Source organism: Luteimonas wenzhouensis (assembly GCF_007859305.1).
GTDB lineage: Bacteria > Pseudomonadota > Gammaproteobacteria > Xanthomonadales > Xanthomonadaceae > Luteimonas > Luteimonas wenzhouensis.
Genome location: NZ_VOHE01000003.1, coordinates 275,771 through 299,174, shown reverse-complemented (window position 1 = coordinate 299,174; position 23,404 = coordinate 275,771). Strand labels below are relative to the sequence as shown.

The 23,404-nt window shown below is 67.4% G+C and carries 15 protein-coding genes, 2 tRNA genes, 3 rRNA genes and 1 pseudogene; 7 read left to right on the top strand and 14 right to left on the bottom strand.

The window, feature by feature from the left end; genetic code table 11:
* Positions 1 to 42: 42 nt before the first annotated feature.
* From FQY79_RS07755 to FQY79_RS07730, 6 genes are all read right to left on the bottom strand, one after another.
* Positions 43 to 2,163: a prolyl oligopeptidase family serine peptidase gene (locus FQY79_RS07755; RefSeq protein WP_146312337.1), complete on the bottom strand. Its 2,121-nt coding sequence runs from the start codon at positions 2,161 to 2,163 to the stop codon at positions 43 to 45.
* Positions 2,164 to 2,323: 160 nt separating this feature from the next.
* A 5S ribosomal RNA gene (rrf, locus tag FQY79_RS07750) occupies positions 2,324 to 2,436 on the bottom strand.
* Between the two features lie 127 nt (positions 2,437 to 2,563).
* Positions 2,564 to 5,426 (bottom strand): 23S ribosomal RNA (locus tag FQY79_RS07745).
* Between the two features lie 240 nt (positions 5,427 to 5,666).
* Positions 5,667 to 5,742 (bottom strand) — tRNA-Ala (locus tag FQY79_RS07740).
* A 79-nt stretch (positions 5,743 to 5,821) separates the two neighbouring features.
* Positions 5,822 to 5,898: transfer RNA gene (locus tag FQY79_RS07735), tRNA-Ile, on the bottom strand.
* 71 nt (positions 5,899 to 5,969) lie between these two features.
* Positions 5,970 to 7,514, bottom strand: a 16S ribosomal RNA gene (locus FQY79_RS07730).
* Together the 16S, 23S and 5S rRNA genes with 2 tRNA genes alongside form the textbook arrangement of a ribosomal RNA operon.
* 548 nt (positions 7,515 to 8,062) lie before the next feature.
* Here FQY79_RS07730 and FQY79_RS07725 point away from each other — a divergent pair.
* Positions 8,063 to 8,506, top strand: a complete 444-nt coding sequence (locus tag FQY79_RS07725) for a DUF192 domain-containing protein (protein WP_186759854.1) — start codon at positions 8,063 to 8,065, stop codon at positions 8,504 to 8,506.
* A gap of 16 nt (positions 8,507 to 8,522) precedes the next feature.
* The gene (locus FQY79_RS07720) at positions 8,523 to 9,404 is read left to right on the top strand and encodes a SirB1 family protein (RefSeq protein WP_425463193.1); all 882 of its coding nucleotides are present in this window, start codon (positions 8,523 to 8,525) and stop codon (positions 9,402 to 9,404) included.
* A gap of 19 nt (positions 9,405 to 9,423) precedes the next feature.
* Here the strand turns inward: FQY79_RS07720 and FQY79_RS07715 are convergent, their stop codons facing one another.
* The gene (locus FQY79_RS07715; RefSeq protein ID WP_146312334.1) at positions 9,424 to 9,603 is read right to left on the bottom strand and encodes a rubredoxin; all 180 of its coding nucleotides are present in this window, start codon (positions 9,601 to 9,603) and stop codon (positions 9,424 to 9,426) included.
* A 64-nt stretch (positions 9,604 to 9,667) separates the two neighbouring features.
* On the opposite strand from FQY79_RS07715, the gene thiE reads away from it, so the two are divergent.
* The 3 genes and pseudogenes from thiE (at position 9,668) to FQY79_RS07700 (ending at position 12,274) form a co-directional block, all read left to right on the top strand.
* Complete coding sequence (gene thiE / locus FQY79_RS07710; RefSeq protein WP_146312333.1) at positions 9,668 to 10,327, top strand: thiamine phosphate synthase; 660 nt, start codon at positions 9,668 to 9,670, stop codon at positions 10,325 to 10,327.
* Between the two features lie 42 nt (positions 10,328 to 10,369).
* Positions 10,370 to 11,662 carry a glutamate-1-semialdehyde 2,1-aminomutase gene (gene hemL / locus FQY79_RS07705; RefSeq protein WP_146312332.1) on the top strand — a complete coding sequence of 431 codons (1,293 nt, stop codon included), beginning with the start codon at positions 10,370 to 10,372 and terminating at the stop codon, positions 11,660 to 11,662.
* Positions 11,659 to 12,274 (top strand): annotated as a pseudogene (locus tag FQY79_RS07700) (HAD-IA family hydrolase). The gene hemL and the pseudogene FQY79_RS07700 overlap by 4 nt, the downstream one beginning before the upstream one ends.
* A gap of 70 nt (positions 12,275 to 12,344) precedes the next feature.
* Here the strand turns inward: FQY79_RS07700 and FQY79_RS07695 are convergent.
* On the bottom strand, positions 12,345 to 13,586 hold the full coding sequence (locus tag FQY79_RS07695; RefSeq protein WP_146312331.1) for an acetylornithine transaminase: 1,242 nt from the start codon (positions 13,584 to 13,586) through the stop codon (positions 12,345 to 12,347).
* 145 nt (positions 13,587 to 13,731) lie between these two features.
* Between FQY79_RS07695 and FQY79_RS07690 the strand changes: the two genes are divergently transcribed.
* The gene (locus FQY79_RS07690; protein WP_146312330.1) at positions 13,732 to 14,856 is read left to right on the top strand and encodes a trans-sulfuration enzyme family protein; all 1,125 of its coding nucleotides are present in this window, start codon (positions 13,732 to 13,734) and stop codon (positions 14,854 to 14,856) included.
* A gap of 42 nt (positions 14,857 to 14,898) precedes the next feature.
* Here FQY79_RS07690 and FQY79_RS07685 read toward each other — a convergent pair whose 3' ends face one another.
* The 3 genes from FQY79_RS07685 to hppD form a co-directional block, all read right to left on the bottom strand.
* On the bottom strand, positions 14,899 to 15,336 hold the full coding sequence (locus FQY79_RS07685) for a VOC family protein (RefSeq protein WP_146312329.1): 438 nt from the start codon (positions 15,334 to 15,336) through the stop codon (positions 14,899 to 14,901).
* 124 nt (positions 15,337 to 15,460) lie between these two features.
* Positions 15,461 to 16,756 carry a homogentisate 1,2-dioxygenase gene (gene hmgA, locus FQY79_RS07680; RefSeq protein WP_146312328.1) on the bottom strand — a complete coding sequence of 432 codons (1,296 nt, stop codon included), beginning with the start codon at positions 16,754 to 16,756 and terminating at the stop codon, positions 15,461 to 15,463.
* A gap of 45 nt (positions 16,757 to 16,801) precedes the next feature.
* Positions 16,802 to 17,917 carry a 4-hydroxyphenylpyruvate dioxygenase gene (hppD, locus tag FQY79_RS07675; protein ID WP_186759851.1) on the bottom strand — a complete coding sequence of 372 codons (1,116 nt, stop codon included), beginning with the start codon at positions 17,915 to 17,917 and terminating at the stop codon, positions 16,802 to 16,804.
* Between the two features lie 93 nt (positions 17,918 to 18,010).
* Here hppD and FQY79_RS07670 point away from each other — a divergent pair, with 93 nt between their 5' ends.
* Positions 18,011 to 18,496, top strand: coding sequence for a MarR family winged helix-turn-helix transcriptional regulator (locus tag FQY79_RS07670; protein ID WP_146312327.1), 486 nt, complete (start codon positions 18,011 to 18,013; stop codon positions 18,494 to 18,496).
* A 153-nt stretch (positions 18,497 to 18,649) separates the two neighbouring features.
* Here the strand turns inward: FQY79_RS07670 and FQY79_RS07665 are convergent, their stop codons facing one another.
* The 3 genes from FQY79_RS07665 to FQY79_RS07655 all read right to left on the bottom strand — a co-directional run bounded on the left by FQY79_RS07665 (position 18,650) and on the right by FQY79_RS07655 (position 23,351).
* Positions 18,650 to 19,987 (bottom strand): MFS transporter, encoded by a 1,338-nt coding sequence (locus FQY79_RS07665; protein WP_146312326.1) that lies wholly within the window; start codon positions 19,985 to 19,987, stop codon positions 18,650 to 18,652.
* Positions 19,988 to 20,075: 88 nt separating this feature from the next.
* On the bottom strand, positions 20,076 to 21,572 hold the full coding sequence (locus FQY79_RS07660; RefSeq protein WP_246123056.1) for a peptide MFS transporter: 1,497 nt from the start codon (positions 21,570 to 21,572) through the stop codon (positions 20,076 to 20,078).
* 201 nt (positions 21,573 to 21,773) lie between these two features.
* Positions 21,774 to 23,351 (bottom strand): AbgT family transporter, encoded by a 1,578-nt coding sequence (locus tag FQY79_RS07655; protein WP_146312324.1) that lies wholly within the window; start codon positions 23,349 to 23,351, stop codon positions 21,774 to 21,776.
* Positions 23,352 to 23,404: the final 53 nt, after the last annotated feature.

Below are 23,404 nucleotides of genomic sequence, written 5' to 3'. Positions count from 1 at the left end.
GCGCTTGCCGTCCCCGGGCTGCGACCCGGGGACGGCGGGGGGTTACCTGCGCGCGAGCTGCTGCCAGAGGAAGGTCAGGTACAGCGCGTCCATGTGCGCGGCCTGGCGGTTGTCCGCGGCGCCGCCGTGGCCGCCTTCGATGTTCTCGTAGTAGCGCACGTCCTTACCGGCCTCGAGCATCTTCGCCATCATCTTGCGCGCATGCCCGGGATGCACGCGGTCGTCGCGGGTGGAGGTGAGCAGCAGCGTCGGCGGGTAGTCCTTCGACGGGTCGAACAGGTGGTAGGGCGAGAAGGTGCGGATGAACTCCCACTCCTCAGGCTTGTCCGGATCGCCGTACTCGGCCATCCACGACGCACCGGCCAGCAGCTTGTTGTAGCGCTGCATGTCGAGCAGCGGCACCTGGATCACGACCGCGCCGAACAGCTCCGGGTACTGCACCAGCATGTTGCCGGTGAGCAGGCCGCCGTTGCTTCCGCCGCGGATGCCCAGGTGCGCGGGCGAGGTGATCCTGCGATCGATCAGGTCCTGCGCGACCGCCGCGAAGTCCTCGTAGGCCCGGTGGCGGTTCTGCTTGAGCGCGGCCTGGTGCCAGCGCGGGCCGTACTCGCCTCCGCCGCGAATGTTGGCCACCGCGTACACGCCGCCCTTCTCCAGCCAGCCCTTGCCGACGCCGCCCGAATAGCCCGGCGTGAGCGAGATCTCGAAGCCGCCGTAGCCGTACAGCAGGGTGGGATTGCTGCCGTCGTAGGCCAGGTCCTTCGGCCGCACCAGGAAATAGGGCACGCGGGTGCCGTCCTTCGAAGTGGCGAAGTGCTGCTCGACCACGTGCCTGGAGGCGTCGAAGAACGCCGGCATGGTCTTGAGCACCTCCGGCGCGGCCGCGCCCTCGCCCGCGTCGCCCAGCATGAGCGTGGTCGGGGTGAGAAAGTCGGTGACGGTGATCCACAGGGCATCGGACTGGTCCGCGTCCACCGCCTGGGCCGAGACGGTGCCGAACTCGGGCAGGCCGGCGAGCGGCCGCCGGCTCCAGCCGTCCGTGCCCGGGGTCAGCACGAACAGGCGGTTCTTCACGTCATCCAGGACGTTGAGCACCAGGTGGTTGCGGGTGAACGACGCGCCCGCCAGCGAGGTGGTGTCGGTGGGCTCGAACAGGACCTCGAACTCGCGCTTGCCGGCCATGAAGTCGTCGAACCTCGCCGCCAGCAGCGAACCGGCCTGGTAGGTCCGGCCACCGACCGTCCACGGCTCGCGCAGCTCCAGGGCGATCCACTCGCGCCGCACCGACTTCTGCGCCGAATTCGGCGCATCGACCTTGCTCAGGCTGCCGTCCGCGTTGCGCAGGTAGAGCTCGTCGTTGTAGAACGCGATGGTGCGGACCACGAAGTCGCGCTCGAAGCCCGGCGTGTGGTCGCGTCCGGCGGAAATGTACATGTCGCCGTCCTGGCCCTCATACACCACCCTTGCCTCGGCGAGCGGGGTGCCACGCTTCCACTCCTTGACGATGCGCGGGTAACCCGAGCTGGTAAGCGAGCCTTCGCCGAAGTCGGTGAAGGCGTACACGGTGTCGCGGTCGATCCACTGCAGCGCGCCCTTGGCCTCGTCGCGGAAAAATCCGTCTTCCACCCAGGACTTGGTCGACAGGTCGAACTCGCGGGTCACGTCCGCGTCCGCGCCGCCGCGCGACAGGGCGACCAGGCAACGGGTGTAGTCGGGGCGCAGGCAGTCGGCGCCGTGCCAGACCCAGTTCTCGCCCTCGGCCTGGTTCAACGCATCGAGGTCGATCAGCACCTCCCACTGCGGGCGCGGCTTGCGGTACTCGTCCAGGGTGGTGCGCCGCCAGACGCCGCGCGGGTTGTTCCGGTCGCGCCAGAAGTTGTAGTACCAGTCGCCCTGCTTGTAGACGGCCGGGATCTTGTCGTCGGAATCGTAGATCGCCAGCAGTTCGGACTCGAGCCGGCGGAACTCCGGCGTACCGGCCAGTTCAGCCTCGGCCTTCGCGTTCTGCTGCTTCACCCACTCGAGCGCCTTCGGGTCCTCGACGCCTTCGAGCCACTGGTACGGATCGGACACCGCGCGCGCTCCTTCGGCCTGGGCCGGGCCGGCCGCGACGCCCGCTGCTGCAAGCGCCAGGGCGGCGGCCGCTGGAATGAATCTGGTCATGGCGATTGTCTCCAAGGGAATGGCCGGAACGCTAGCACACGTGCCGCGCTCTCCCGCAGTGCCTTTGGTTCGGCGGCGTCGGCGCGATCGCCGGGGTCCGGGCCGCGAACCCCGGGCAAAAGAAAACCCCCAGCACTCGGCTGGGGGTTTTGGATAAAGACCCTGGCGATGACCTACTCTCGCATGCGAATGCACACTACCATCGGCGCGTTTGCGTTTCACTTCCGAGTTCGGAATGGGATCGGGTGGTTCCACAAAGCTATTGTCACCAGGGAGACCGTGGAGGGTCGCCGGCTCCGGTTGGAGCAGCGCTCACGCTCTCGCAGGGAAGGGAAGTAGCGAATCGTGTTGCTCCGAACGTCCGCGACGCATCGCAGAGTCCAAGGCCACTTGAGGTTATATGGTCAAGCCTCACGGATCATTAGTACTGGTTAGCTCAATGCATTACTGCACTTACACACCCAGCCTATCAACCACCTGGTCTTGATGGTTCCTTCAGGGGGCTTGTGCCCCGGGAGATCTCATCTTGAGGCGCGCTTCCCGCTTAGATGCTTTCAGCGGTTATCGCTTCCGAACATAGCTACCCGGCAGTGCCACTGGCGTGACAACCGGAACACCAGAGGTTCGTCCACTCCGGTCCTCTCGTACTAGGAGCAGCCCCTCTCAAATCTCCAACGCCCATGGCAGATAGGGACCGAACTGTCTCACGACGTTCTGAACCCAGCTCGCGTACCACTTTAAATGGCGAACAGCCATACCCTTGGGACCGACTACAGCCCCAGGATGTGATGAGCCGACATCGAGGTGCCAAACACCGCCGTCGCTATGGACGCTTGGGCGGTATCAGCCTGTTATCCCCGGAGTACCTTTTATCCGTTGAGCGATGGCCCTTCCATACAGAACCACCGGATCACTAAGTCCTACTTTCGTACCTGCTTGATCCGTCGATCTTGCAGTCAAGCACGCTTATGCCTTTGCACACAGTGCGCGATGTCCGACCGCGCTGAGCGTACCTTCGAGCTCCTCCGTTACTCTTTGGGAGGAGACCGCCCCAGTCAAACTACCCACCACACACGGTCCCCGACCCGGATCACGGGCCTAGGTTAGAACGTCAAGCACATCAGGGTGGTATTTCAAGGTTGGCTCCGCCCCAGCTGGCGCCGGGGTTTCACAGCCTCCCACCTATCCTACACAGACGAACTCAACGTTCAGTGTGAAGCTATAGTAAAGGTTCACGGGGTCTTACCGTCTTGCCACGGGAACGCTGCATCTTCACAGCGATTTCAATTTCACTGAGTCTCGGGTGGAGACAGCGCCGCTGTCGTTACGCCATTCGTGCAGGTCGGAACTTACCCGACAAGGAATTTCGCTACCTTAGGACCGTTATAGTTACGGCCGCCGTTTACCGGGGCTTCGATCAAGAGCTTCGCCTTGCGGCTGACCCCATCAATTAACCTTCCGGCACCGGGCAGGCGTCACACCCTATACGTCCACTTTCGTGTTTGCAGAGTGCTGTGTTTTTGATAAACAGTCGCAGCGGCCTGGTCACTTCGGCCCCCCCCAGCTATTCACCAGAGGAGGCGCACCTTCTCCCGAAGTTACGGTGCTATTTTGCCTAGTTCCTTCACCCGAGTTCTCTCAAGCGCCTGAGAATTCTCATCCTACCCACCTGTGTCGGTTTACGGTACGGTCTGCGCAAGCTGAAGCTTAGGAGCTTTTCCTGGAAGCGTGATATCAGCAGCTTCGCCCAAGAGGGCTCGTCCTTAGTCTCAACGTTGTCCCCCCGGATTTGCCTAAGGGAACCGCCTCAACTCTCTCACCGGGACAACCAACGCCCGGCCTGCCTAACCTTCTCCGTCCCTCCATCGCACTTGCGCGAGGTGCTGGAATATTAACCAGCTTCCCATCGACTACGCATTTCTGCCTCGCCTTAGGGGCCGACTCACCCTGCGCCGATTAACGTTGCGCAAGGAAACCTTGGGCTTTCGGCGTGCGGGTTTTTCACCCGCATTATCGTTACTCATGTCAGCATTCGCACTTCCGATACCTCCAGCAGGCCTCTCGACCCACCTTCGCAGGCTTACGGAACGCTCCTCTACCGCGCACACGTGAGTGTGCACCCCAAGCTTCGGTTTACCGCTTAGCCCCGTTAAATCTTCCGCGCAGACCGACTCGACCAGTGAGCTATTACGCTTTCTTTAAAGGGTGGCTGCTTCTAAGCCAACCTCCTGGCTGTCTATGCCTTTCCACATCGTTTTCCACTTAGCGGTAATTTGGGACCTTAGCTGTGGGTCTGGGTTGTTTCCCTTTCCACGACGGACGTTAGCACCCGCCGTGTGTCTCCCGCACAGTCTGTCCTGGTATTCGGAGTTTGCAATGGTTTGGTAAGTCGCGATGACCCCCTAGCCATGACAGTGCTCTACCCCCAGGAAGATACATGCGAGGCGCTACCTAAATAGCTTTCGAGGAGAACCAGCTATCTCCGGGTTCGATTAGCTTTTCACTCCTAATCACACCTCATCCCCTACCTTTGCAACGGGAGTGGGTTCGGGCCTCCAGTACCTGTTACGGTACCTTCACCCTGGGCATGACTAGATCACCCGGTTTCGGGTCTATTGCCTGCGACTATGCGCCCTTATCAGACTCGGTTTCCCTTCGCCTCCCCTATACGGTTAAGCTCGCCACAGACAATAAGTCGCTGACCCATTATACAAAAGGTACGCAGTCACCCCGAAGGGCTCCTACTGCTTGTACGCACACGGTTTCAGGGTCTATTTCACTCCCCTCACCGGGGTTCTTTTCGCCTTTCCCTCACGGTACTGGTTCACTATCGGTCGGTCAGGAGTATTTAGCCTTGGAGGATGGTCCCCCCATGTTCAGACAGGGTTTCTCGTGCCCCGCCCTACTCAATTTCATCCATATGGCCCTTTCGCATACAGGGCTGTCACCTTCTATGGCCGGCCTTTCCAGGCCGTTCCGCTAGAACCATACAGACTTTTGGGCTGTTCCCCGTTCGCTCGTCACTACTGAGGGAATCTCGGTTGATTTCTTTTCCTCCGGTTACTTAGATATTTCAGTTCACCGGGTTCGCCTTGCATGGCTATGGATTCACCATGCAATACCTCTTGCGAGGTGGGTTTCCCCATTCGGACATTGCCGGATCAAAGCTTGTTGCCAGCTCCCCGACACTTTTCGCAGGCTGCCACGTCCTTCATCGCCTCTGACCGCCAAGGCATCCACCGTGTGCGCTTATTCGCTTGACCATATAACCCCAAGTCGCCTCGGGGTTGCAGTGCCTGGAGTTACAAGCTCCAGACGCGAATATTGCAACGACTCAAATAAGGAATCTCTCGACTCCCGCCTTAGCCTCTACGACACGTCTGGACAGTTTCGTCTCAAACGCTCGCTACTTCCCTTGTTTTTCAAAGAACACCGGACGGCTCCACTGCCGGACGGCTTCGAAATCTGACGTGTGCGCTGCAATCCGCATCGACCGGGGAGTGTGGTGGAGCCTGTCGGGATCGAACCGACGACCCCCTGCTTGCAAAGCAGGTGCTCTCCCAGCTGAGCTAAGGCCCCGTATGCGACCTGGCCAGCCGGCGATCCAGCTGCCAGGCTGCGCCAGCGGACTCCATCCCAGCTGGGCCAAGGCCCGAAGTGGTGGGTCTGGGAGGACTCGAACCACCGGCCTCACCCTTATCAGGGGTGCGCTCTAACCACCTGAGCTACAGACCCAGTCTGTCTTGTGCGGATTGTGCAGGTTACTTGTGCGGACGCCTGACAGGCAATTAGCTGTCTTGGTCTCTAAAGGAGGTGATCCAGCCGCACCTTCCGATACGGCTACCTTGTTACGACTTCACCCCAGTCATCGGCCACACCGTGGCAAGCGCCCTCCTTGCGGTTAGGCTACCTGCTTCTGGTGCAACAGACTCCCATGGTGTGACGGGCGGTGTGTACAAGGCCCGGGAACGTATTCACCGCAGCAATGCTGATCTGCGATTACTAGCGATTCCGACTTCACGGAGTCGAGTTGCAGACTCCGATCCGGACTGAGAGAAGGTTTCTGGGATTGGCTTGCCCTCGCGGGTTCGCAGCCCTCTGTCCTTCCCATTGTAGTACGTGTGTAGCCCTGGCCGTAAGGGCCATGATGACTTGACGTCATCCCCACCTTCCTCCGGTTTGTCACCGGCGGTCTCCTTAGAGTTCCCACCATTACGTGCTGGCAACTAAGGACAAGGGTTGCGCTCGTTGCGGGACTTAACCCAACATCTCACGACACGAGCTGACGACAGCCATGCAGCACCTGTCTCACGGTTCCCGAAGGCACCAATCCATCTCTGGAAAGTTCCGTGGATGTCAAGGCCAGGTAAGGTTCTTCGCGTTGCATCGAATTAAACCACATACTCCACCGCTTGTGCGGGCCCCCGTCAATTCCTTTGAGTTTCAGTCTTGCGACCGTACTCCCCAGGCGGCGAACTTAACGCGTTAGCTTCGATACTGAAGGCCTGATTGCCCCCAACATCCAGTTCGCATCGTTTAGGGCGTGGACTACCAGGGTATCTAATCCTGTTTGCTCCCCACGCTTTCGTGCCTCAGTGTCAGTACTGGTCCAGGTGGCCGCCTTCGCCACGGATGTTCCTCCTGATCTCTACGCATTTCACTGCTACACCAGGAATTCCGCCACCCTCTACCGTACTCTAGCCCGCCAGTATCCAATGCAATTCCCAGGTTGAGCCCGGGGCTTTCACATCAGACTTAACGAACCACCTACGCACGCTTTACGCCCAGTAATTCCGAGTAACGCTTGCACCCTTCGTATTACCGCGGCTGCTGGCACGAAGTTAGCCGGTGCTTATTCTTTGGGTACCGTCATCCTCTCCGGGTATTAACCGGAAAGATTTCTTTCCCAACAAAAGGGCTTTACAACCCGAGGGCCTTCTTCACCCACGCGGCATGGCTGGATCAGGCTTTCGCCCATTGTCCAATATTCCCCACTGCTGCCTCCCGTAGGAGTCTGGGCCGTGTCTCAGTCCCAGTGTGGCTGATCATCCTCTCAGACCAGCTACGGATCGTCGCCTTGGTGGGCCATTACCCCACCAACTAGCTAATCCGACGTCGGCTCATCTTTCTGCGTGAGGCCTTGCGGTCCCCCACTTTCACCCGTAGGTCGTATGCGGTATTAGCGTAAGTTTCCCTACGTTATCCCCCACAAAAAGGCAGATTCCGACGTATTCCTCACCCGTCCGCCACTCGCCGCCCGGGGAGCAAGCTCCCCTGCGCTGCCGTTCGACTTGCATGTGTTAGGCCTGCCGCCAGCGTTCACTCTGAGCCAGGATCAAACTCTTCACTTAAAATTTTCGGACCGAAGTCCAAAGTTTTGAGTGCAGTCGTCGTCCAGGCCAAATTACTCGCTGCATTTGCATGCTTTGAATCGACTTGGTTCTGTTCGAACGTCTGCAAGATGGACAACCATCCACCGGCCAGACGCCCGCACAAGTCACCTGCGCACACTGTCAAAGATCCTGGAAACAGGCCTCAGCGCCTTGCCTCCGTACCCGTTGGCGTTTCGCCTCAGGGAGCCGCACATGATAGCGCGGTTTTCGCTTTCGTCAACACCCCGCGAGAGAGTCCTGACGCCTCCCTTCAGCTTGCCGGCCGCGAGGCCGTTTCGTCGAAGGGAGCCGCACATTCTAGCCCGTTTTTCCTTTCCGTCAACACCCCGTGAGGGGCGATCCGGACGGCGGGGGTGCCTGCCGCGGATGCGGCGGGCCCGTCTGTGCGGGGCGCGCATTCTGCACCTTCGGGACGCGCTTGCCTAGCCCCCTCCCGCCTTGACGCCGCCCGGGGGCTGGTCGATGTTGCATCCGTCCCCCCGGCACCGGATCCGACCATGCGCCAGATGCTCCGAACCGCCCTCTTCGCCACCTGCCTTGCGCTGTGCGGCTGCGCGAGCGCGGACGGGTTCTGGGTGGAGCTGGCGGGCGAGCGCTACACCGTGGAGGTCGCCGTCGACGAGGCCGCGCGCGCGCGCGGGCTGATGTTCCGCGACTCGCTGCCCGACGGCCACGGCATGCTCTTCATCCACGATCGCGAGGAGCCGCAGGCCTACTGGATGAAGAACACCCGGATCGCGCTGGACATCCTGTACTTCGACAGCGCACTGGCACTGGTGTCGCAGCAACGCGACGTGCCGCCATGCTCGGCCGGCAACGCCTGTCCGCCGTACCCCAGCCACCGGCCGGCGCGCTACGTGCTCGAGCTTAACGCCGGCGAAGCCGCGCGCCTGGGGCTGGCCGAAGGCGCCCGCCTGCAGCTCTCGCCCGCGCTCCAGGCGATGCCCTGAGCAGGCCCGGCGAGGCTTGCGCCGGCGCCCGCGGCGGCGCAGGCTTGGGGGCATGGACGCGACCGGCACGCTGCCCGGCTGGGACACGCTCGCGGCGCTCGACGACGACGCGCTGCCGTTGCTGGACGTGGCGCTGCTGATCGCGCGCGACGAATATCCAGACCTCGACCCGCGCCGCTATGCCCTGCGCGTACAGGGGCACGCGGCGCACCTGCGCGGCGTGGTCGAGCGCGAGTCGCACCCGGCGCTGAAGATGCGCGCGATCAACCGCTACCTGTTCGAGGAAGTGGGCTACGCGGGCAACCACGACGAGTACTACGACCCGCGCAACAGCTACCTCAACGAAGTGTTCGAACGGCGCCTGGGCAACCCGGTGTCGCTGGCCCTGGTGCAGATGGCGGTGGCGCGCGAGGTCGGGCTGCCGCTGGACGGGATCTCGTTCCCCGGGCACTTCCTGGTGCGGCTTCCGGTGGACGACGGGGTGCTGGTCATGGACCCGTTCAACCGTGGCCGGCCGCTGGACGTCGACGAGCTGCGCGAACGGGCGCAGGCGCACCTCGGCGGCAGAGCGCCGGACGACGAAGTGCTGTCGCGGATCCTGAACCCGGCCTCGAACCGGGCCATCCTGGTGCGGGTGCTGCGCAACCTGCACGCGGTGTACCACGGGCACGGCGACTGGGAGCGCGCGACCCGCAGCGCCGACCGCGTGCTGCGGCTGCTGCCCGGCGACCCGGAGGCGCTGCGCGACCGTGGCGCCGGCTACCTGCAGCTGGGGCACGTGGCCGGTGCGCGCGAGGACCTGCAGCGGTACCTGCTGCTGCGGCCGCACGCCGAGGACGCGGCCTCGATCCGGCTGCGGCTGGTCGAGACCGGCCGCGCGCCCGCGCGCCTGCACTGAGCGGCGCGGCCGGCCGGCGCTACACGGCCACCATTTCGAAATCGTCCTTGGTCACGCCGCAGTCCGGGCACGTCCAGGTCTCGGGAATGTCTTCCCAGCGCGTGCCGGGGGGGATGCCGTCGTCCGGCAGTCCGGCAGCCTCGTCGTAGATGAAGCCGCAGACGACGCACATCCAGCTGCGATAAGGCGTGTCGTTCATCGGATAATGCGTGCCTGGTCCAGTCGGAAGCACGGCATTGTCCCACTCCCCGCGCGAGGGCGGTATGCCCTTCCCGGACCGGGCTCGCACGCGCGGCGCCCGCGGCCTGTACGCGATCACTCCCGACGTCGCCGACACCGGCCGGCTGCTGGCGCTGGTCGAACCGGTGCTGCCCTCCACCGCCTGGCTGCAGTACCGCAACAAGGCCGCGGATGCCGCGCTGCGCCGCGAACAGGCCACGGCGCTGCTGGCCCGCTGCCGGGCCCACGGAGTGCCGCTGATCGTGAACGACGACTGGCGGCTGGCCGCCGGCTGCGGCGCCGACGGGGCCCACCTGGGCCAGGACGACGGTGCCTTGCGCGACGCTCGCGCGGCACTCGGGCCCGCCGCGATCCTGGGCGCTTCGTGCTACGACTCGCTCGCGCTGGCGCGCGCCGCGGTCGCGGCCGGTGCCGACTACGTCGCCTTCGGCGCCTTCTTCCCGAGCGCGACCAAGGCGGCCACCCGCCGCGCCGGCCCGGGACTGCTGCGCGGCGCGGCGGACCTGGGCGTGCCGCGGGTGGCGATCGGCGGCATCACCGCCGACAATGCCCCGGCGCTCATCGCCGCCGGGGCCGACCTGGTGGCGGTGGTGAACGGCGTATTCGGCGCCCCCGACCCCGGCGCAGCCGCGCGCGCCTTCCAGCGCGCCTTCGACCACGCGGCCGCGCGCCGCGACCCTTGACCGGCCCGGCCCCCGCCGGCGCCCGAACCGCAGGACCCCCGCATGAACCACGACCGCTCCCACGCCCTGTTCTCCCGCGCACGGCAGCTGCTGCCCGGCGGCGTCAATTCGCCGGTGCGCGCGTTCAAGTCGGTGGGGGGCGAGCCCTTCTTCGTCCAGCGCGCGGACGGCGCATACCTGTACGACGTGGACGGCAACCGCTACATCGACTACGTCGGCTCCTGGGGCCCGATGATCGTCGGCCACAACCACCCCGCGGTGCGCGAGGCGGTGCAGAAGGCGATCGCCGACGGCCTGTCGTTCGGCGCGCCGTGCCCGACCGAAGTCACCATGGCCGAGACCATCACCCGGCTGGTGCCCTCGTGCGAGATGGTGCGCATGGTCAATTCCGGCACCGAGGCCACGCTGTCGGCGATCCGCCTGGCGCGCGGCGCCACCGGGCGGGCGAAGATCGTGAAGTTCGAGGGCTGCTACCACGGCCACGGCGACTCCTTCCTGGTCAAGGCCGGCAGCGGCGCGCTGACCTTCGGCGTGCCGACGTCCCCGGGCGTGCCCAAGGCGCTGGCCGACCTCACCCTCACCCTGCCCTACAACGATTTCGACGCGGCCACGGCCCTGTTCGAGGAATCGGGCGCGGAGATCGCCGGCCTGATCATCGAGCCCGTGGTGGGCAACGCCAACTGCATCCCGCCGCGCGAGGGCTACCTGCAGCACCTGCGAGAGCTGTGCACCCGTCACGGCGCGCTGCTGATCTTCGACGAGGTGATGACCGGCTTCCGGGTCGCGCTCGGTGGCGCGCAGGCGCACTACGGCGTGGTCCCGGACCTGACCACCTTCGGCAAGATCATCGGCGGCGGCATGCCGGTGGGCGCCTACGGCGGGCGCCGCGAGCTGATGTCGCAGGTCGCCCCGGCCGGACCGGTCTACCAGGCCGGCACGCTGAGCGGCAATCCGGTGGCGATGGCCGCCGGCCTGGCCATGCTGGAGCTGGTGCAGGCGCCCGGCTTCCACGCGCGCCTCGCCGCGACCACGGCCCGCCTGTGCGAAGGCCTCGAGGCCGCTGCGCACGAGGCCGGGGTGGCGGTCACCACCAACCGGGTCGGCGCGATGTTCGGCCTGTTCTTCACCAGCGAGAAGGTGGAGACCTACGCCCAGGCCACGGCCTGCGACACCGCCGCGTTCAACCGCTTCTTCCACGCCATGCTCGGGCGCGGCGTGTTCCTCGCGCCGAGCGCCTACGAGGCGGGCTTCGTCTCCAGCGCGCACGACGACGCGGTGGTCGACGCCACGCTGGAGGCCGCGCGCGAGGCCTTCAAGGTGGCCGCCGCCGGGTGAGGCAGCGCAGCGTCCGCCAGCTGCTGCTGGACTTCGACAACGTCCTCGCGCATTACCGGCGCGAAGTCCGGGTGGCGCGCCTGGCCGCGCATGCGGCCACCACGTTCGACCGGGTCTGGCAAGCGCTCTACGGCTCCGGACCCGAGGCGCGCTACGACGCGGGCGAGGTGGCGACCGCCGACTACCTGCGGATGCCGGGCGAGGCGATCGGCGCCGAGGTGGACGCAGGCCTGGCTGGCGGCGCGCATGGCCGCCACCCGCGCCGATCCGGGCGCGATGTCGCGCCTGCTGGCGCTCGATCCCGCGCTGCCAATGGCGGTGCTGGGCAACAATGGCGAACTGATGGCCGACGCGATCCCGTGCGTCGTTGCGCCGCTGGCCCTGCGGCTCGCCTGCCGGGTGCCATGCAGCGGCGTCCTGGGTGGCCGCAAGCCGGAGCCGCGGGTCTACCTGTACGCGCTCGACCGGCTGGGCTGGAGCGCCGCCGATACGCTGTTCGTCGACGACCTGTTCGGCAACGTGCGGGGCGCCCGCTGCGCCGGGCTGCAGGCCGACACAGTCCGCGACCCGCGCACCCTGGGGCGGGTGCTCAAGCGCTGCCGCCTGGCCTGAGCGGCTTGCGACGTGGCGGCGGCGGATGCAGCGTGGGCATCCACCCACGCTGCGGGGGACGGCCCGCCGCTCAGGCGGCGAGCTTGGCCACGACCTTGCGCAGGCGCGCGAGGCCCTCGGCCACGTCGGCGTCGGTGATGTTGAGCGCCGGGACCAGGCGCAGTACGTCGGGGCCTGCCTGCAGCACGAGCAGGCCCTCGTGCGCGGCGAGGTCGAGGATCTCGCCGGCGCGCCCGGCGAAGTCGGGCCCGAGCACGGCGCCCAGCATCAGGCCGCGACCGCGCACCTGGGCGAAGACGCCGTATTCCTCGCCGAGCGCCGCCAGCCCTTCGTGCAGCGCGTGCGACTGGCGCGAGACGTTGGCCGCGATCTGCGGCGAGGCCAGCTTGCGCAGCGCCACCCGCGCCACCGCCGCCGCCAGCGGATTTCCGCCGAAGGTGGTGCCGTGGGCGCCGAAGCCCATCGCCTGCGCGACCTTCGGCCCGGCCAGCATGGCGCCGACCGGGAATCCGCCGCCCAGTGCCTTGGCCAGGGTCACGATGTCGGGCACGACGTCGTCCTGCCAGTGCGCGAACAGCGTGCCGGTGCGGCCCATGCCGGCCTGGATCTCGTCGAGCACCAGCAGGGCGCCATGGCGGTCGCACAGCTCGCGCACCTGCTTGAGGAAGCCGGACGCGGCCGGGGTCACCCCGCCCTCGCCCTGCACCGGCTCGAGCATCACCGCGGCCACGTCGCCGGCCGCCATCGCGGTCTCGAGCTGCACGATGTCGTTGAAGTCGACGTAGCGGAAGCCCGCCGGCAGCGGCTCGTACCCGTCCTGGTACTTGGGCTGGGCGGTCGCGGTGACCGCCGCCAGGGTGCGGCCATGGAAGCTGCCGCGGAAGGTGACGATCACCCGCTCGCGGGGCGCGCGCCCCTGCGCGGCGGCCCACTTGCGCACCAGCTTGATCGCGGCCTCGTTGGCCTCGGCGCCGGAGTTGCACAGGAACACCCGCTCGGCGAAGCGGCTGGCGACCACGAGCTCCTCGGCCAGGCGCAGCGGCGGTTCGCTGAAGAACACGTTGCTGGTGTGCCACAGCTTGCCGGCCTGCTCGACCAGGGCCGCATGCAGGTCCGGGTCGTTGTGGCCGAGGCTGCAGACCGCGATGCCCGCGGCGAAGTCGACGTACTCCCGGCCCGCGCTGTCCCACAGCCGCGCGCCCTGGCCGCGCTCGAGCACCACTTCGCGTTGCTTGTACACCGGCAGGAAGTAGCGGTGGCCCAGGTCGATCAGCGAGGCGGTATCGCCGGCGGCCGGCGTCGATGCATTCATGGCGTGTTGCGTCCAGTCCAGTGAAGGAGCCGGCGAAGCCGGGGCGGGCCATTATCGTCCCCTGCACAGCGCACCGCCACGCCCGCCGGGCTCGCGTACCATCGGGACTCGCCGCGCGGCAATTCCGCCCCATTCCCCGATCGCCATGACCCATATCGAAACCATCGCCGCACGCGCCGGAAGCCGCCCGGATCCGACCAGCGGCGCGCTCTCGCCGCCGCTGCAGCTGGCCACGACCTTCGAGCACGCGCCGGATGGACGGCTGCCGCATGGCTTCCTGTACCAGCGTTACGACAACCCCACCCAGCAGCAGGCCGAACAGGCGCTGGCGGCGCTGGAGGGCGCACGGCGGGCGCTGCTGTTCCCCACCGGCATGGCCGCCGGCGCCACCGCGCTGCAGGCGCTGCCGCCGGGCGGCCACGTGTTGCTGTGCGACGACAGCTACTTCTCGTTCCGGGCGCTGGCGGCACGGCAGTTCCCGCGCTGGGGGCTCACGCACACCATCGTCGACTTCACCGACCTGGACGCGGTGCGCGCGGCGCTGCGGCCCGACACGGTGCTGCTGTGGGCGGAAACGCCGTCGAACCCGCTGCTGAAGGTGAGCGACATCGCCGCGCTGGCCGACATCGCCCACGGCGCCGACGCGCGCCTGCTGGTCGACGGCACCTTCGCCTCGCCGGTGCTGCAGCAGCCGCTGGCGCTGGGCGCGGACATCGTCCTGCACTCGGCCACCAAGTACCTCGGCGGCCACGGCGACGTGATGGGCGGGGTACTGTGCTTCGCGCAGGACGACGCGCACGCGGACGCCTGCCACCAGCTGCGCCTGCTGGCCGGCGCCACCGCCTCGCCGTTCGCGGCGTGGATGATCCTGCGCGGGGTGCGCTCGCTGCCGGCGCGGATGGACTGGCACTGCCGCAACGCGCGCACGGTGGCGGAATTCCTGGCCGCGCACCCGCAGGCGGCGGCGGTGCACTACCCCGGCCTGCCCTCGCATCCGCAGCATGCGGTCGCCGCCCGGCAGATGCGCGGCTTCGGGGGGATGCTGTCGTTCGAGGTCGCCGGCGGACGCGAGGCCGCGCTGGCGGTGGCCGCGCGCCTGCGGCTGTTCACCAATGCCACATCGCTGGGTTCGACCGAGTCGCTGGTCGAGCACCGCGCCTCGATCGAGGGCCCCGAGTCGCCCACGCCCGGCGGCCTGCTGCGCCTGTCGGTGGGGCTGGAGCACGGCGACGACCTGGTCGCCGACCTGGCGCAGGCGCTGGCGGGCTGAGGCGGCCCTGCGGCGCGGACCGGCCGCGCCGCGATGGGCGGATCACCAGCTGCCGGTATTGGGCATCGACGCCCACGGCTCGGCCGGCGGCAGGGCCTCGCCCTTCTGCAGCAGTTCGATCGAGATCCGGTCCGGGGTGCGGACGAAAGCCATGCGGCCGTCGCGCGGCGGGCGGTTGATGGTCACGCCCATCGACTGCAGGTGCGCGCAGATGGCGTAGATGTCATCGACCTCGAAGGCCAGGTGGCCGAAGTTGCGGGCGCTGCCGTAGTCCTCCGGCGGCGAGCCGTCCTCGGGCGGCCAGTTGTAGGTGAGTTCGACCTCGACCTCCGGATTCTCCGGCGCGGCGAAGTAGACCAGGGTGAAGCGCCCGGCCTCGTTGTCCATGCGCCGGGTCTGCTTCAGGCCCAGGCCCTCGGTGAAGAAGCGGCTGGTCTTGTCCAGGTCGTGGACCCGGAGCATCGCGTGCAGGTACTTCATCGTGCATCCCCGTTGGCTGTCCCGGGGCATTGTAGGAGCGGCTTCAGCCGCGACCGTCGTCGCCGGTCGTCGCAACGGCTGGCTCCGGTCGCGGCTGAAGCCGCTCCTACAGGGACCGGGACCGTCAGGCGGGTGGTGTGAAATGCTTGCGCAGGCCCGCCCAGCAGGCCTGGTAGTCGCGCTGGCGGTGCGCCGCCTCGACCGCCTGGCGGGTCGGCCTGAGCACCAGGCGGGTCTCGAACATGAAGGCCATGGTGTCGGTGATCACGTCCGGCTTCGACAGGTCGGCAGTGGAGGCCTTCTCGAAGGTCGCCGCATCCGGACCGTGCCCGGTCATGCAGTTGTGCAGCGAGCAGCCGCCAGGCGCGAAGCCCTCGGCCTTGGCGTCGTAGGCCCCATGGACCAGGCCCATGAACTCGCTGGCCACGTTGCGGTGGAACCACGGTGGCCGGAACGTGTCCTGCTGCACCAGCCAGCGCGGCGGGAAGATCGCCAGGTCCAGGTTGCCCACGCCCGGCGTCTCGGTGGGCGAGGTCAGCACCAGGAAGATGCTCGGGTCGGGATGGTCGAAGCTGATCGAGCCGATGGTGTTGAAGCGGCGCAGGTCGTACTTGTACGGCGCGTAGTTGCCGTGCCAGGCGACCACGTCCAGCGGCGAGTGCCCGATCGGTGCGTGCCACAGGTGGCCGTCGAACTTCGCGATCAGCTCGAAGCTGCCCTCCAGGTCCTCGTAGGCGGCTACCGGGGTGAGGAAGTCGCGCGGGTTGGCCAGGCCGTTGGCGCCGATCGGGCCCAGGTCCGGCAGCCGCAACAGGGTGCCGTAGTTCTCGCACACGTAACCGCGCGAGGGCCCGTCGGGCAGCTCGACCCGGAAGCGTACGCCGCGCGGCACCACCGCGATCTCCTGCGGTTCGAGCTCCAGCACCCCCAGCTCGGTGGCGATCCGCAGCCGCCCCAGCTGGGGCACGATCAGCAGTTCGCCGTCGGCGCTGTAGAAGTAGCGCCCGCGCATGGTGGCATTGGCGGCGTACAGGTGGATGCCCACGCCGGTGCGCAGGCCGCTGCCGCCGTTGCCGGCGACGGTGTACAGGCCCTCGACGAAGTCGGTCGGCGCCTCGGGCAGCGGCAGCGGGTCCCAGCGCATCTGGTCGGGCGAGACCGGTGCCTCGCCGAAGCGCTCGTGCAGGCGCGGCTGGGCGAACGGCTCGAAACGCCCGTGCATCGCCGCCGGCCGGATCCGGTACAGCCAGCTGCGCCGGTTCTCCCCGCGCGGGGCGGTGAACGCGGTGCCGCTGAGCTGCTCGGCGTAGAGGCCGTGCGCCACCTTCTGCGGCGAATTGCGCCCGACCGGCAGGGTGCCCGGGATCGCCTCGGTCGCGAACTCGTTGCCGAATCCCGACATGTAGTTGCTGTCCGCCATCGCCTGCCCCGCTCCGCCAGTCCCGTCGCCCGCGGGCGCGCGTCCTTAAAGGACGCCGCGCCGCATCTGGTCGCGCTCGATGCTCTCGAACAGGGCCTGGAAGTTGCCCTCGCCGAAGCCTTCGTTGCCCTTGCGCTGGATGATCTCGAAGAAGATCGGGCCGAGCGCGTTCTGGGTGAAGATCTGCAGCAGCTTGCGCTGCTTGGTCTCCGGGTCGGCGTCGATCAGGATCCGGTTGCGGCGCAGGCGCTCGAGATCCTCGCCGTGGTTCGGGATCCGCTGGTCGATGACCTCGAAGTAGGTGTCGGGGGTGTCGAGGAACTCGATCCCGGCCTCGCGCATCTTCTCCACCGTGGTGTAGATGTCGTTGGTGAAGCAGGCGATGTGCTGGATGCCCTCGCCCCGGTAGGCCTCGAGGTATTCGTTGATCTGGCTCTTGGGGTCGCTCGACTCGTTGAGCGGAATGCGCACCATGCCGTCGGGCGCGGTCATCGCCTTGGACAGCAGGCCGGTCTTGGCGCCCTTGATGTCGAAGTAGCGGATCTCGCGGAAGTTGAACAGCCGCTCGTAGTAATCCGACCACTTCTCCATGTTGCCCGGATAGAGGTTGTGGGTGAGGTGGTCGATGAAGGTCAGGCCGAAGCCTTCGGGCATCAGGTCCACGCCGGGCAGGATCTCGTAGTCGGGGTCGTGGATCGTGCCCTTGTCGTCGTAGCGGTCCACCAGGTAGAGCATGCAGCCGCCGATGCCCTTGATTACCGGCGCGGCCACCGCCTTGGTCAGCTCGTCCTCGGGCGCGAACTCCTCGGCCCCGTTCTGCAGCGCCTGCACCCGCACCCACTCGGCCAGCTTGCTGAAGCGGATCGCGAAGCCGCAGGCGGACGGCCCGTGCTGCGCGGCGAAGCGCGCGGCGAACGAATCCGGATCCTCGTTGATCAGGAAGGTGCAATCGCCCTGGCGGTAGGTGCTGATCGGGCGGGTGCGGTGGCGCGCGACCTGGACGAAGCCCATGCGCTTGAAATAGTCGTGCAGGTGGCCGGCCTGGCCTTCGGGGGCCGCGTATTCGACGAACTCGAAACCGTCGATCCCCATCGGATTTTCGAAACGGGTGACCTGCATGCCGGCCTCGGGCGCGGCGGCTGCCTGTGACTGCGCTGTCATGTGATACTCCTCGGGGGGAAGGGGGAGCGGCCGGGCCGCACTGGACCCCATTTTATAGTTTCACGGGTAACCAACATCAAGGTGCAGCGCATCATGTCCGACCCAGCCGTCCCACAGGAGCAGGAGCACGCGGTCCTCGATCTGGAGCGCTTCCTGCCCTACCGCCTGAGCGTGCTCTCCAACCGGGTGAGCACCGCCATCTCCAGCGAGTACCGCCGCCGCTTCGGCCTGGCGATCACCGAATGGCGGGTAATGGCCGTGCTCGGCCGTTACCCGGGCCTGTCGGCGCGCGAGGTGACCGAGCGCACGGCCATGGACAAGGTGGCGGTGAGCCGCGCCGTCGCCCGGCTGCTGGAGCGCGAGCTGATCCGGCGCGACATCCACGGCGACGACCGCCGCCGTTCGGTGCTCACCCTGTCCGAGGCCGGCTATTCGGTCTACGACGAGGTCGCGCCGATGACCCTGGCCTGCGAGCGCCGCCTGCTCGAGCCGCTGTCGGAAGAAGAGCGCGAGACCCTGTCGCGACTGATCGACAAGCTGGCCGGCGAAGGCATGGAGTCGATGCTGCGGCACCTGTAGGGCCGCAGCCAGGGACCAGGGGATGCCGCCGGGGGCGGTGGCGGGGAGAGGAGCACGGCCCGGGCGCGGGCGCCCCGCGCGCCGCCCGGTACCCGGCGGCCGGCAGTCGGGTGCCGGGCCGGACGCGGATCCGCTGCGCCGACCTCGCCCCGCTCAGGCCGGCTTTTCGCCCGACGGATACTCGAGCCCGTGCGCGGCGGGGCCGGATTCGGCCCGCCACAGCAGGTACGAGAACAGCAGCCCCAGCGCCGCCAGCGCGGTGTAGAACCACATCCCCGGGGCATAGCCGGCCGGATGCTCCGGGCCGGCGCCGAAGGCGGTGTTGAAACGCCCGACCACCAGCGGCACCAGGGCCACCCCGACCTGCTGGCACAGGGTCATCATCGAGTAGGCCGAGCCCAGCCGGCTCTCGCGCACGATGTAGGCCACCGCCGGCCACATCACCGCGGGGATCAGCGAGAACACCCCGCCCAGCATCAGCATCACCACCAGCAGCGTCAGCGGCACCCGGGTGCCGTCGGTGAACGGCATCGGGATGTCGGGCCCGGGCGGCGCGTAGGTCACCAGCAGGAACAGCGGCAGCATGGCCAGCGAGCCGATCGCCATGAACAGCGAACGCCGCCCCACCCGGTCCACCCACAGGCCGAACAGCGGGGTCACGATGATCGCCGCCACCGGCAGCAGGCTGCTGAGCATGCCCGCGGTCTCGCGCGCCAGCCCGTGTGCCTGCTGGAAATAGTCGATGGCGAAGGCGCGGAACGGGAACACGGTGGAATAGAACACCACGCACAGGCCGACGATGTACCAGTACGAGGCGCTGAAGGCGTACATGCCCTTGAGTTCGAGCCGGTCGGTGGCCGCGGCCTCGCCGAGGTCGACCCGGCCTTCCAGCCGCGCCTCGACCATCCAGTAGAGCATCGCCGCGGTCAGGCCCACCGTGGCCACGCCGGTGGCCAGCCACAGCGGGTCCTGCCAGTTGGCGTAGAGCCCGCTGGCGAACGAGGTGGACCAGTCGGCGGAGGCCGAGCCCAGGCGCGCGATCGAGAGGTTGATGCCGAACGCGAACGACAGCTCCTTGCCCTTGAACCACTTGGCCAGTGCCGCGGTCGCGGCCACGATCAGCGGCTCGGCGCCGATCCCGAGCAGGAAGCGCCCGGCCAGCATCGTCTCGAAGCGCGCGGTCGAGGCCATCAGCGCCGCCGCGGCCAGGCAGATCGCGGCGAACAGCGCGATCGAGCGCTTGGTGCCCCAGCGGTCGATCACGTAGCCGCCGATCAGCAGCACCACCACCGCCGCGACGCTGTAGGCGCTGAAGACCATGCTGATCTGGTCGTAGGTGAAGCCTTCCTGCTCGCGCAGCAGGTCCACCACCGGCCCGAAGGCATCGTAGACGTAGTAGTTGCCGAACATCGCCACGCTGACCAGCACCAGGGCCAGCCAGCGCTGTGCGGGCGAAGGGCGCGGCAGCGCGCGGGGAACGGGATCGGTCATCGGGACGGGCTCGCGGCAGGCGGGCGGCCGGCCTGGTTGGGCACGGCCGCCGCGGGACAGGCCCGCGCTCGGGGCGCGGGCGGACGCATCACTTCACGCCGTGCATCAGGCGCTGGATCAGCGGCGCGATGAGGAACAGCACCACCCCGGCGCCGAGCAGCGCCCAGAAGCCGAAGGTGTAACCCGCGTGCGCCGACTCGACCGTCATGCCGCCCTCGCCGCTGACGCTGGAGGCGAAGATGCCCGACAGGTTGTTGCCGATCGCCACCGACAGGAACCAGCCGCCCATCGCCAGGCCGGTCAGGCGGGCCGGCGCCAGCTTGGTGGTCATCGACAGCCCGATCGGCGACAGGCACAGCTCGCCCACCGACTGGATCACGTACACCATGACCAGGGTCCAGAAGGGGATCTTGAGCGTCTGCGGGTCCACCAGGCTCGAGAGCGCGAACATCAGCAGCAGGAAGGCCAGGCTGTTGAAGATCAGGCCCAGCCCGAACTTGCGCGGAATCGACGGGTTGGCGCTGCCCATCTTCACCCACAGCCAGGCCATGACCGGCGCCAGCACGATGATCGCCACCGAGTTCACCGACTGGAACCAGCCCACCGGGAAGATCCAGCCGCCGAAGTCGCGGTCGACGATGTTCTGCGCCAGGAAGTTGAACGAACTGCCGGCCTGTTCGAAGAACATCCAGAACAGCACGTTGAAGCCGAAGATGACCAGCATCGCGATCACCATGTCGCGCTGCACCGCGCCCTCGCGGATACCCTCGGCCAGCAGCATGATCGCCGGCACGATGAACAGCGCCAGCAGGATCCAGTTCAGCACCCCGGCGTCGATGGTCAGCAGGACGTAGAACACCGGGATCGCCGCAAGCGCGCCCAGGGCCACCATCAGCACCCGTCCCGCGCCCGGCGCCCCGGCCGGCGCCGCGCCGATGCCCTTGAGCTGGGCGCGGCCGAACCAGAACCACACCAGGCTCAGGACCATGCCGATGCCCGAGGCGATGAACACCACCTTGTAGGCCGGCATGTCCGGGTTGCCGCCGAACATCCGCTCGGCCAGCCAGCCGGTGAGCAGGGGCGCGGCGAACGCGCCCATGTTGATGCCCATGTAGAAGATGGTGAAGCCCGAGTCGCGGCGCTGGTCGCCGGTGGCGTAGAGCTTGCCCACCAGGGTGGAGATGATCGGCTTGAACATGCCGTTGCCGACGATCACCGTGGCCAGACCGATCTTGAGCCAGGCCTGGCTGGGCACCGTGATCAGGAACAGGCCCGCGGCCATGAACACCGCCCCGAGCAGGATCGCGCGCTGGTAGCCGATCAGGCGATCGGCCACGTAACCGCCGAAGATCGCCGCCCCGTAGACCAGCGCCAGGTAGGCGCCGTAGAGTTCGCTGGCCGGCGCCTCGCCCGAGGCGTCGCCACCATAGAACTGGGCCACGATGTACAGCGCCAGTGCCCAGCGCATGCCGTAGAAGGCGAAGCGCTCCCAGAACTCGGTCATGAACAGCATCCACAGCGGACGCGGATGGCCCAGGGTCTGGGTGAACGCCGGGATGCCGGACCCGGGCACGGCTTGCTCCATGCCCGGACCCGCCGGCTCGACGCGGTTGGAATTCATGATGGTGACACTCCCCCGGGAACAGGCTGGATCATGCCGTCGCCCCCCGGTGCGGGCCTCGGCGGCACCACGGCCGCGCGTGCGACGGTCGTTGCAGCGGCAACGTTAGCCGCAGCCGCCCCGTTTGGGAACCCGCGGGACCCGGTTCCCCCACGGCGGGCGGGATCAGTCGCCCGGGTAGGCGTGGCTGGCGCCGATGCCCAGTGGGATGTCCAGGCCCCAGAACGCGAGCAGGAAGGCGCTCCAGACCACCAGCAGGGCCAGCGAGAAGGGCAGCATCAGCGCCAGCAGGGTGCCGATGCCGCTGGATTTCACGTAGCGCTGGCAGAACACCACGATCAACGGGAAGTACGGCAGCAGCGGGGTGATGATGTTGGTGCTCGAGTCGCCGACGCGATACGCGGCCTGGGTCAGGTCCGGCGAGATGCCCAGCTGCATGAGCATCGGCACCATGATCGCGCCGATCAGCGCCCACTTCGCCGAGGCCGAGCCGACCGCAAGGTTGACCAGGCCCGACAGCAGCACGATCCCGATCAGGGTCACCCCGGTCGGCATGCCCAGCGCCTGCAGCAGGCTCGCGCCCTTGATCGCCAGCAGCGCGCCCAGGTTGCTCTGGCCGAAGGCGTAGATGAACTGCGCGGCGAAGAAGGCCATGACGATGTAGTAGCCCATGCCGCTCATGGCCTTGCTCATGCCCTGGATCACGTCGCGGTGGTTCTTCACCGAGCCCGCGGCATAGCCGTACACCACGCCCGGCACCAGGAACAGGATGAAGATCAGCGGCACGATCGACTGCATCAGCGGCGCGGTGGCCACCAGCAGCTCGCCGGCGCCGCTGGGCGCGTCGGCCGGCGCGCGCCAGGCCGATCCGGCGGGCATGGCGGTCAGCACCAGCGCGATCGCCAGTGCCAGCATCGATGCCACGGCCAGCAGCAGGCCGCGGCGCTCGCGCGGCTCCAGCGCCTGCATCGTCGGCATGTCGGTGGCGTCGCCGTCGACCGGAGTGCCGCGCAGGCGCGGCTCGATCACGCGGTCGGTCAGCACCCAGCCGACCAGGATGATCAGCACCGCCGAGGCCGTGGTGAAGAAGTAGTTGTTGAGCGGATTGACCACGATCTCCGGGTCGATCAGCCGGGCCGCTTCCTGGGTAAGGCCGGAGAGCAGCGGATCCAGGCTCGACGGAATGAAGGTCGCCGAGAAGCCGCCCGACACGCCGGCGAACGCGGCCGCGATGCCGGCCAGCGGATGGCGCCCGGCGGCGTAGAAGATCACCGCGCCCAGCGGGATCACCAGCACGTAGCCGGCGTCCACCGCGACGTGGCTGAAAATGCCGACCGCGATGAGCATCGGGGTCAGCAGCATGCGCGGCGTCACCGACAGGATCGCGCGCAGCGCGGCGTTGATGAAGCCGGTGTGCTCGGCCACGCCCAGGCCCAGCATCGCCACCAGCACCACGCCCAGCGGCGCGAAATTGACGAAGGTGCGCACCATGTCGGCCATGAACGCGGTGAAGCTGGCGCCCTCGAGCAGGTTGCGGATCCGGATCGGATCGCCGCTGCGCGGATCGAGTTCGGTGAAGCTGACGCTGGCCAGCAGCGCCGACACGCCCCAGACCGCCAGCATGAGCAACAGGAACAGCACCGCCGGATCGGGCAGGCGGTTGCCGACCCGTTCGACGGCGTCGAGGAACCGGATGACGACGCTGCGCGGGCCGCTGGCGGGCGCGTTGCCTGGCTGGTTCATGCGCTGGGATTCCCCTTGTTGGATGGCTGCGGCGCATCCTAGTGCATTTCCGG

What these genes read in the sequence shown, in the direction of transcription:
- FQY79_RS07755 (WP_146312337.1), bottom strand. Translation starts at nt 2,163, where the DNA reads ATGACCAGATTCATTCCAGCGGCCGCCGCCCTGGCGCTTGCAGCAGCG.
- FQY79_RS07725 (WP_186759854.1), top strand. Translation starts at nt 8,063, where the DNA reads ATGCTCCGAACCGCCCTCTTCGCCACCTGCCTTGCGCTGTGCGGCTGC.
- FQY79_RS07715 (WP_146312334.1), bottom strand. Translation starts at nt 9,603, where the DNA reads ATGAACGACACGCCTTATCGCAGCTGGATGTGCGTCGTCTGCGGCTTC.
- thiE (WP_146312333.1), top strand. Translation starts at nt 9,668, where the DNA reads ATGCCCTTCCCGGACCGGGCTCGCACGCGCGGCGCCCGCGGCCTGTAC.
- hemL (WP_146312332.1), top strand. Translation starts at nt 10,370, where the DNA reads ATGAACCACGACCGCTCCCACGCCCTGTTCTCCCGCGCACGGCAGCTG.
- FQY79_RS07695 (WP_146312331.1), bottom strand. Translation starts at nt 13,586, where the DNA reads ATGAATGCATCGACGCCGGCCGCCGGCGATACCGCCTCGCTGATCGAC.
- FQY79_RS07690 (WP_146312330.1), top strand. Translation starts at nt 13,732, where the DNA reads ATGACCCATATCGAAACCATCGCCGCACGCGCCGGAAGCCGCCCGGAT.
- FQY79_RS07685 (WP_146312329.1), bottom strand. Translation starts at nt 15,336, where the DNA reads ATGAAGTACCTGCACGCGATGCTCCGGGTCCACGACCTGGACAAGACC.
- hmgA (WP_146312328.1), bottom strand. Translation starts at nt 16,756, where the DNA reads ATGGCGGACAGCAACTACATGTCGGGATTCGGCAACGAGTTCGCGACC.
- hppD (WP_186759851.1), bottom strand. Translation starts at nt 17,917, where the DNA reads ATGACAGCGCAGTCACAGGCAGCCGCCGCGCCCGAGGCCGGCATGCAG.
- FQY79_RS07670 (WP_146312327.1), top strand. Translation starts at nt 18,011, where the DNA reads ATGTCCGACCCAGCCGTCCCACAGGAGCAGGAGCACGCGGTCCTCGAT.
- FQY79_RS07665 (WP_146312326.1), bottom strand. Translation starts at nt 19,987, where the DNA reads ATGACCGATCCCGTTCCCCGCGCGCTGCCGCGCCCTTCGCCCGCACAG.
- FQY79_RS07660 (WP_246123056.1), bottom strand. Translation starts at nt 21,572, where the DNA reads ATGGAGCAAGCCGTGCCCGGGTCCGGCATCCCGGCGTTCACCCAGACC.
- FQY79_RS07655 (WP_146312324.1), bottom strand. Translation starts at nt 23,351, where the DNA reads ATGAACCAGCCAGGCAACGCGCCCGCCAGCGGCCCGCGCAGCGTCGTC.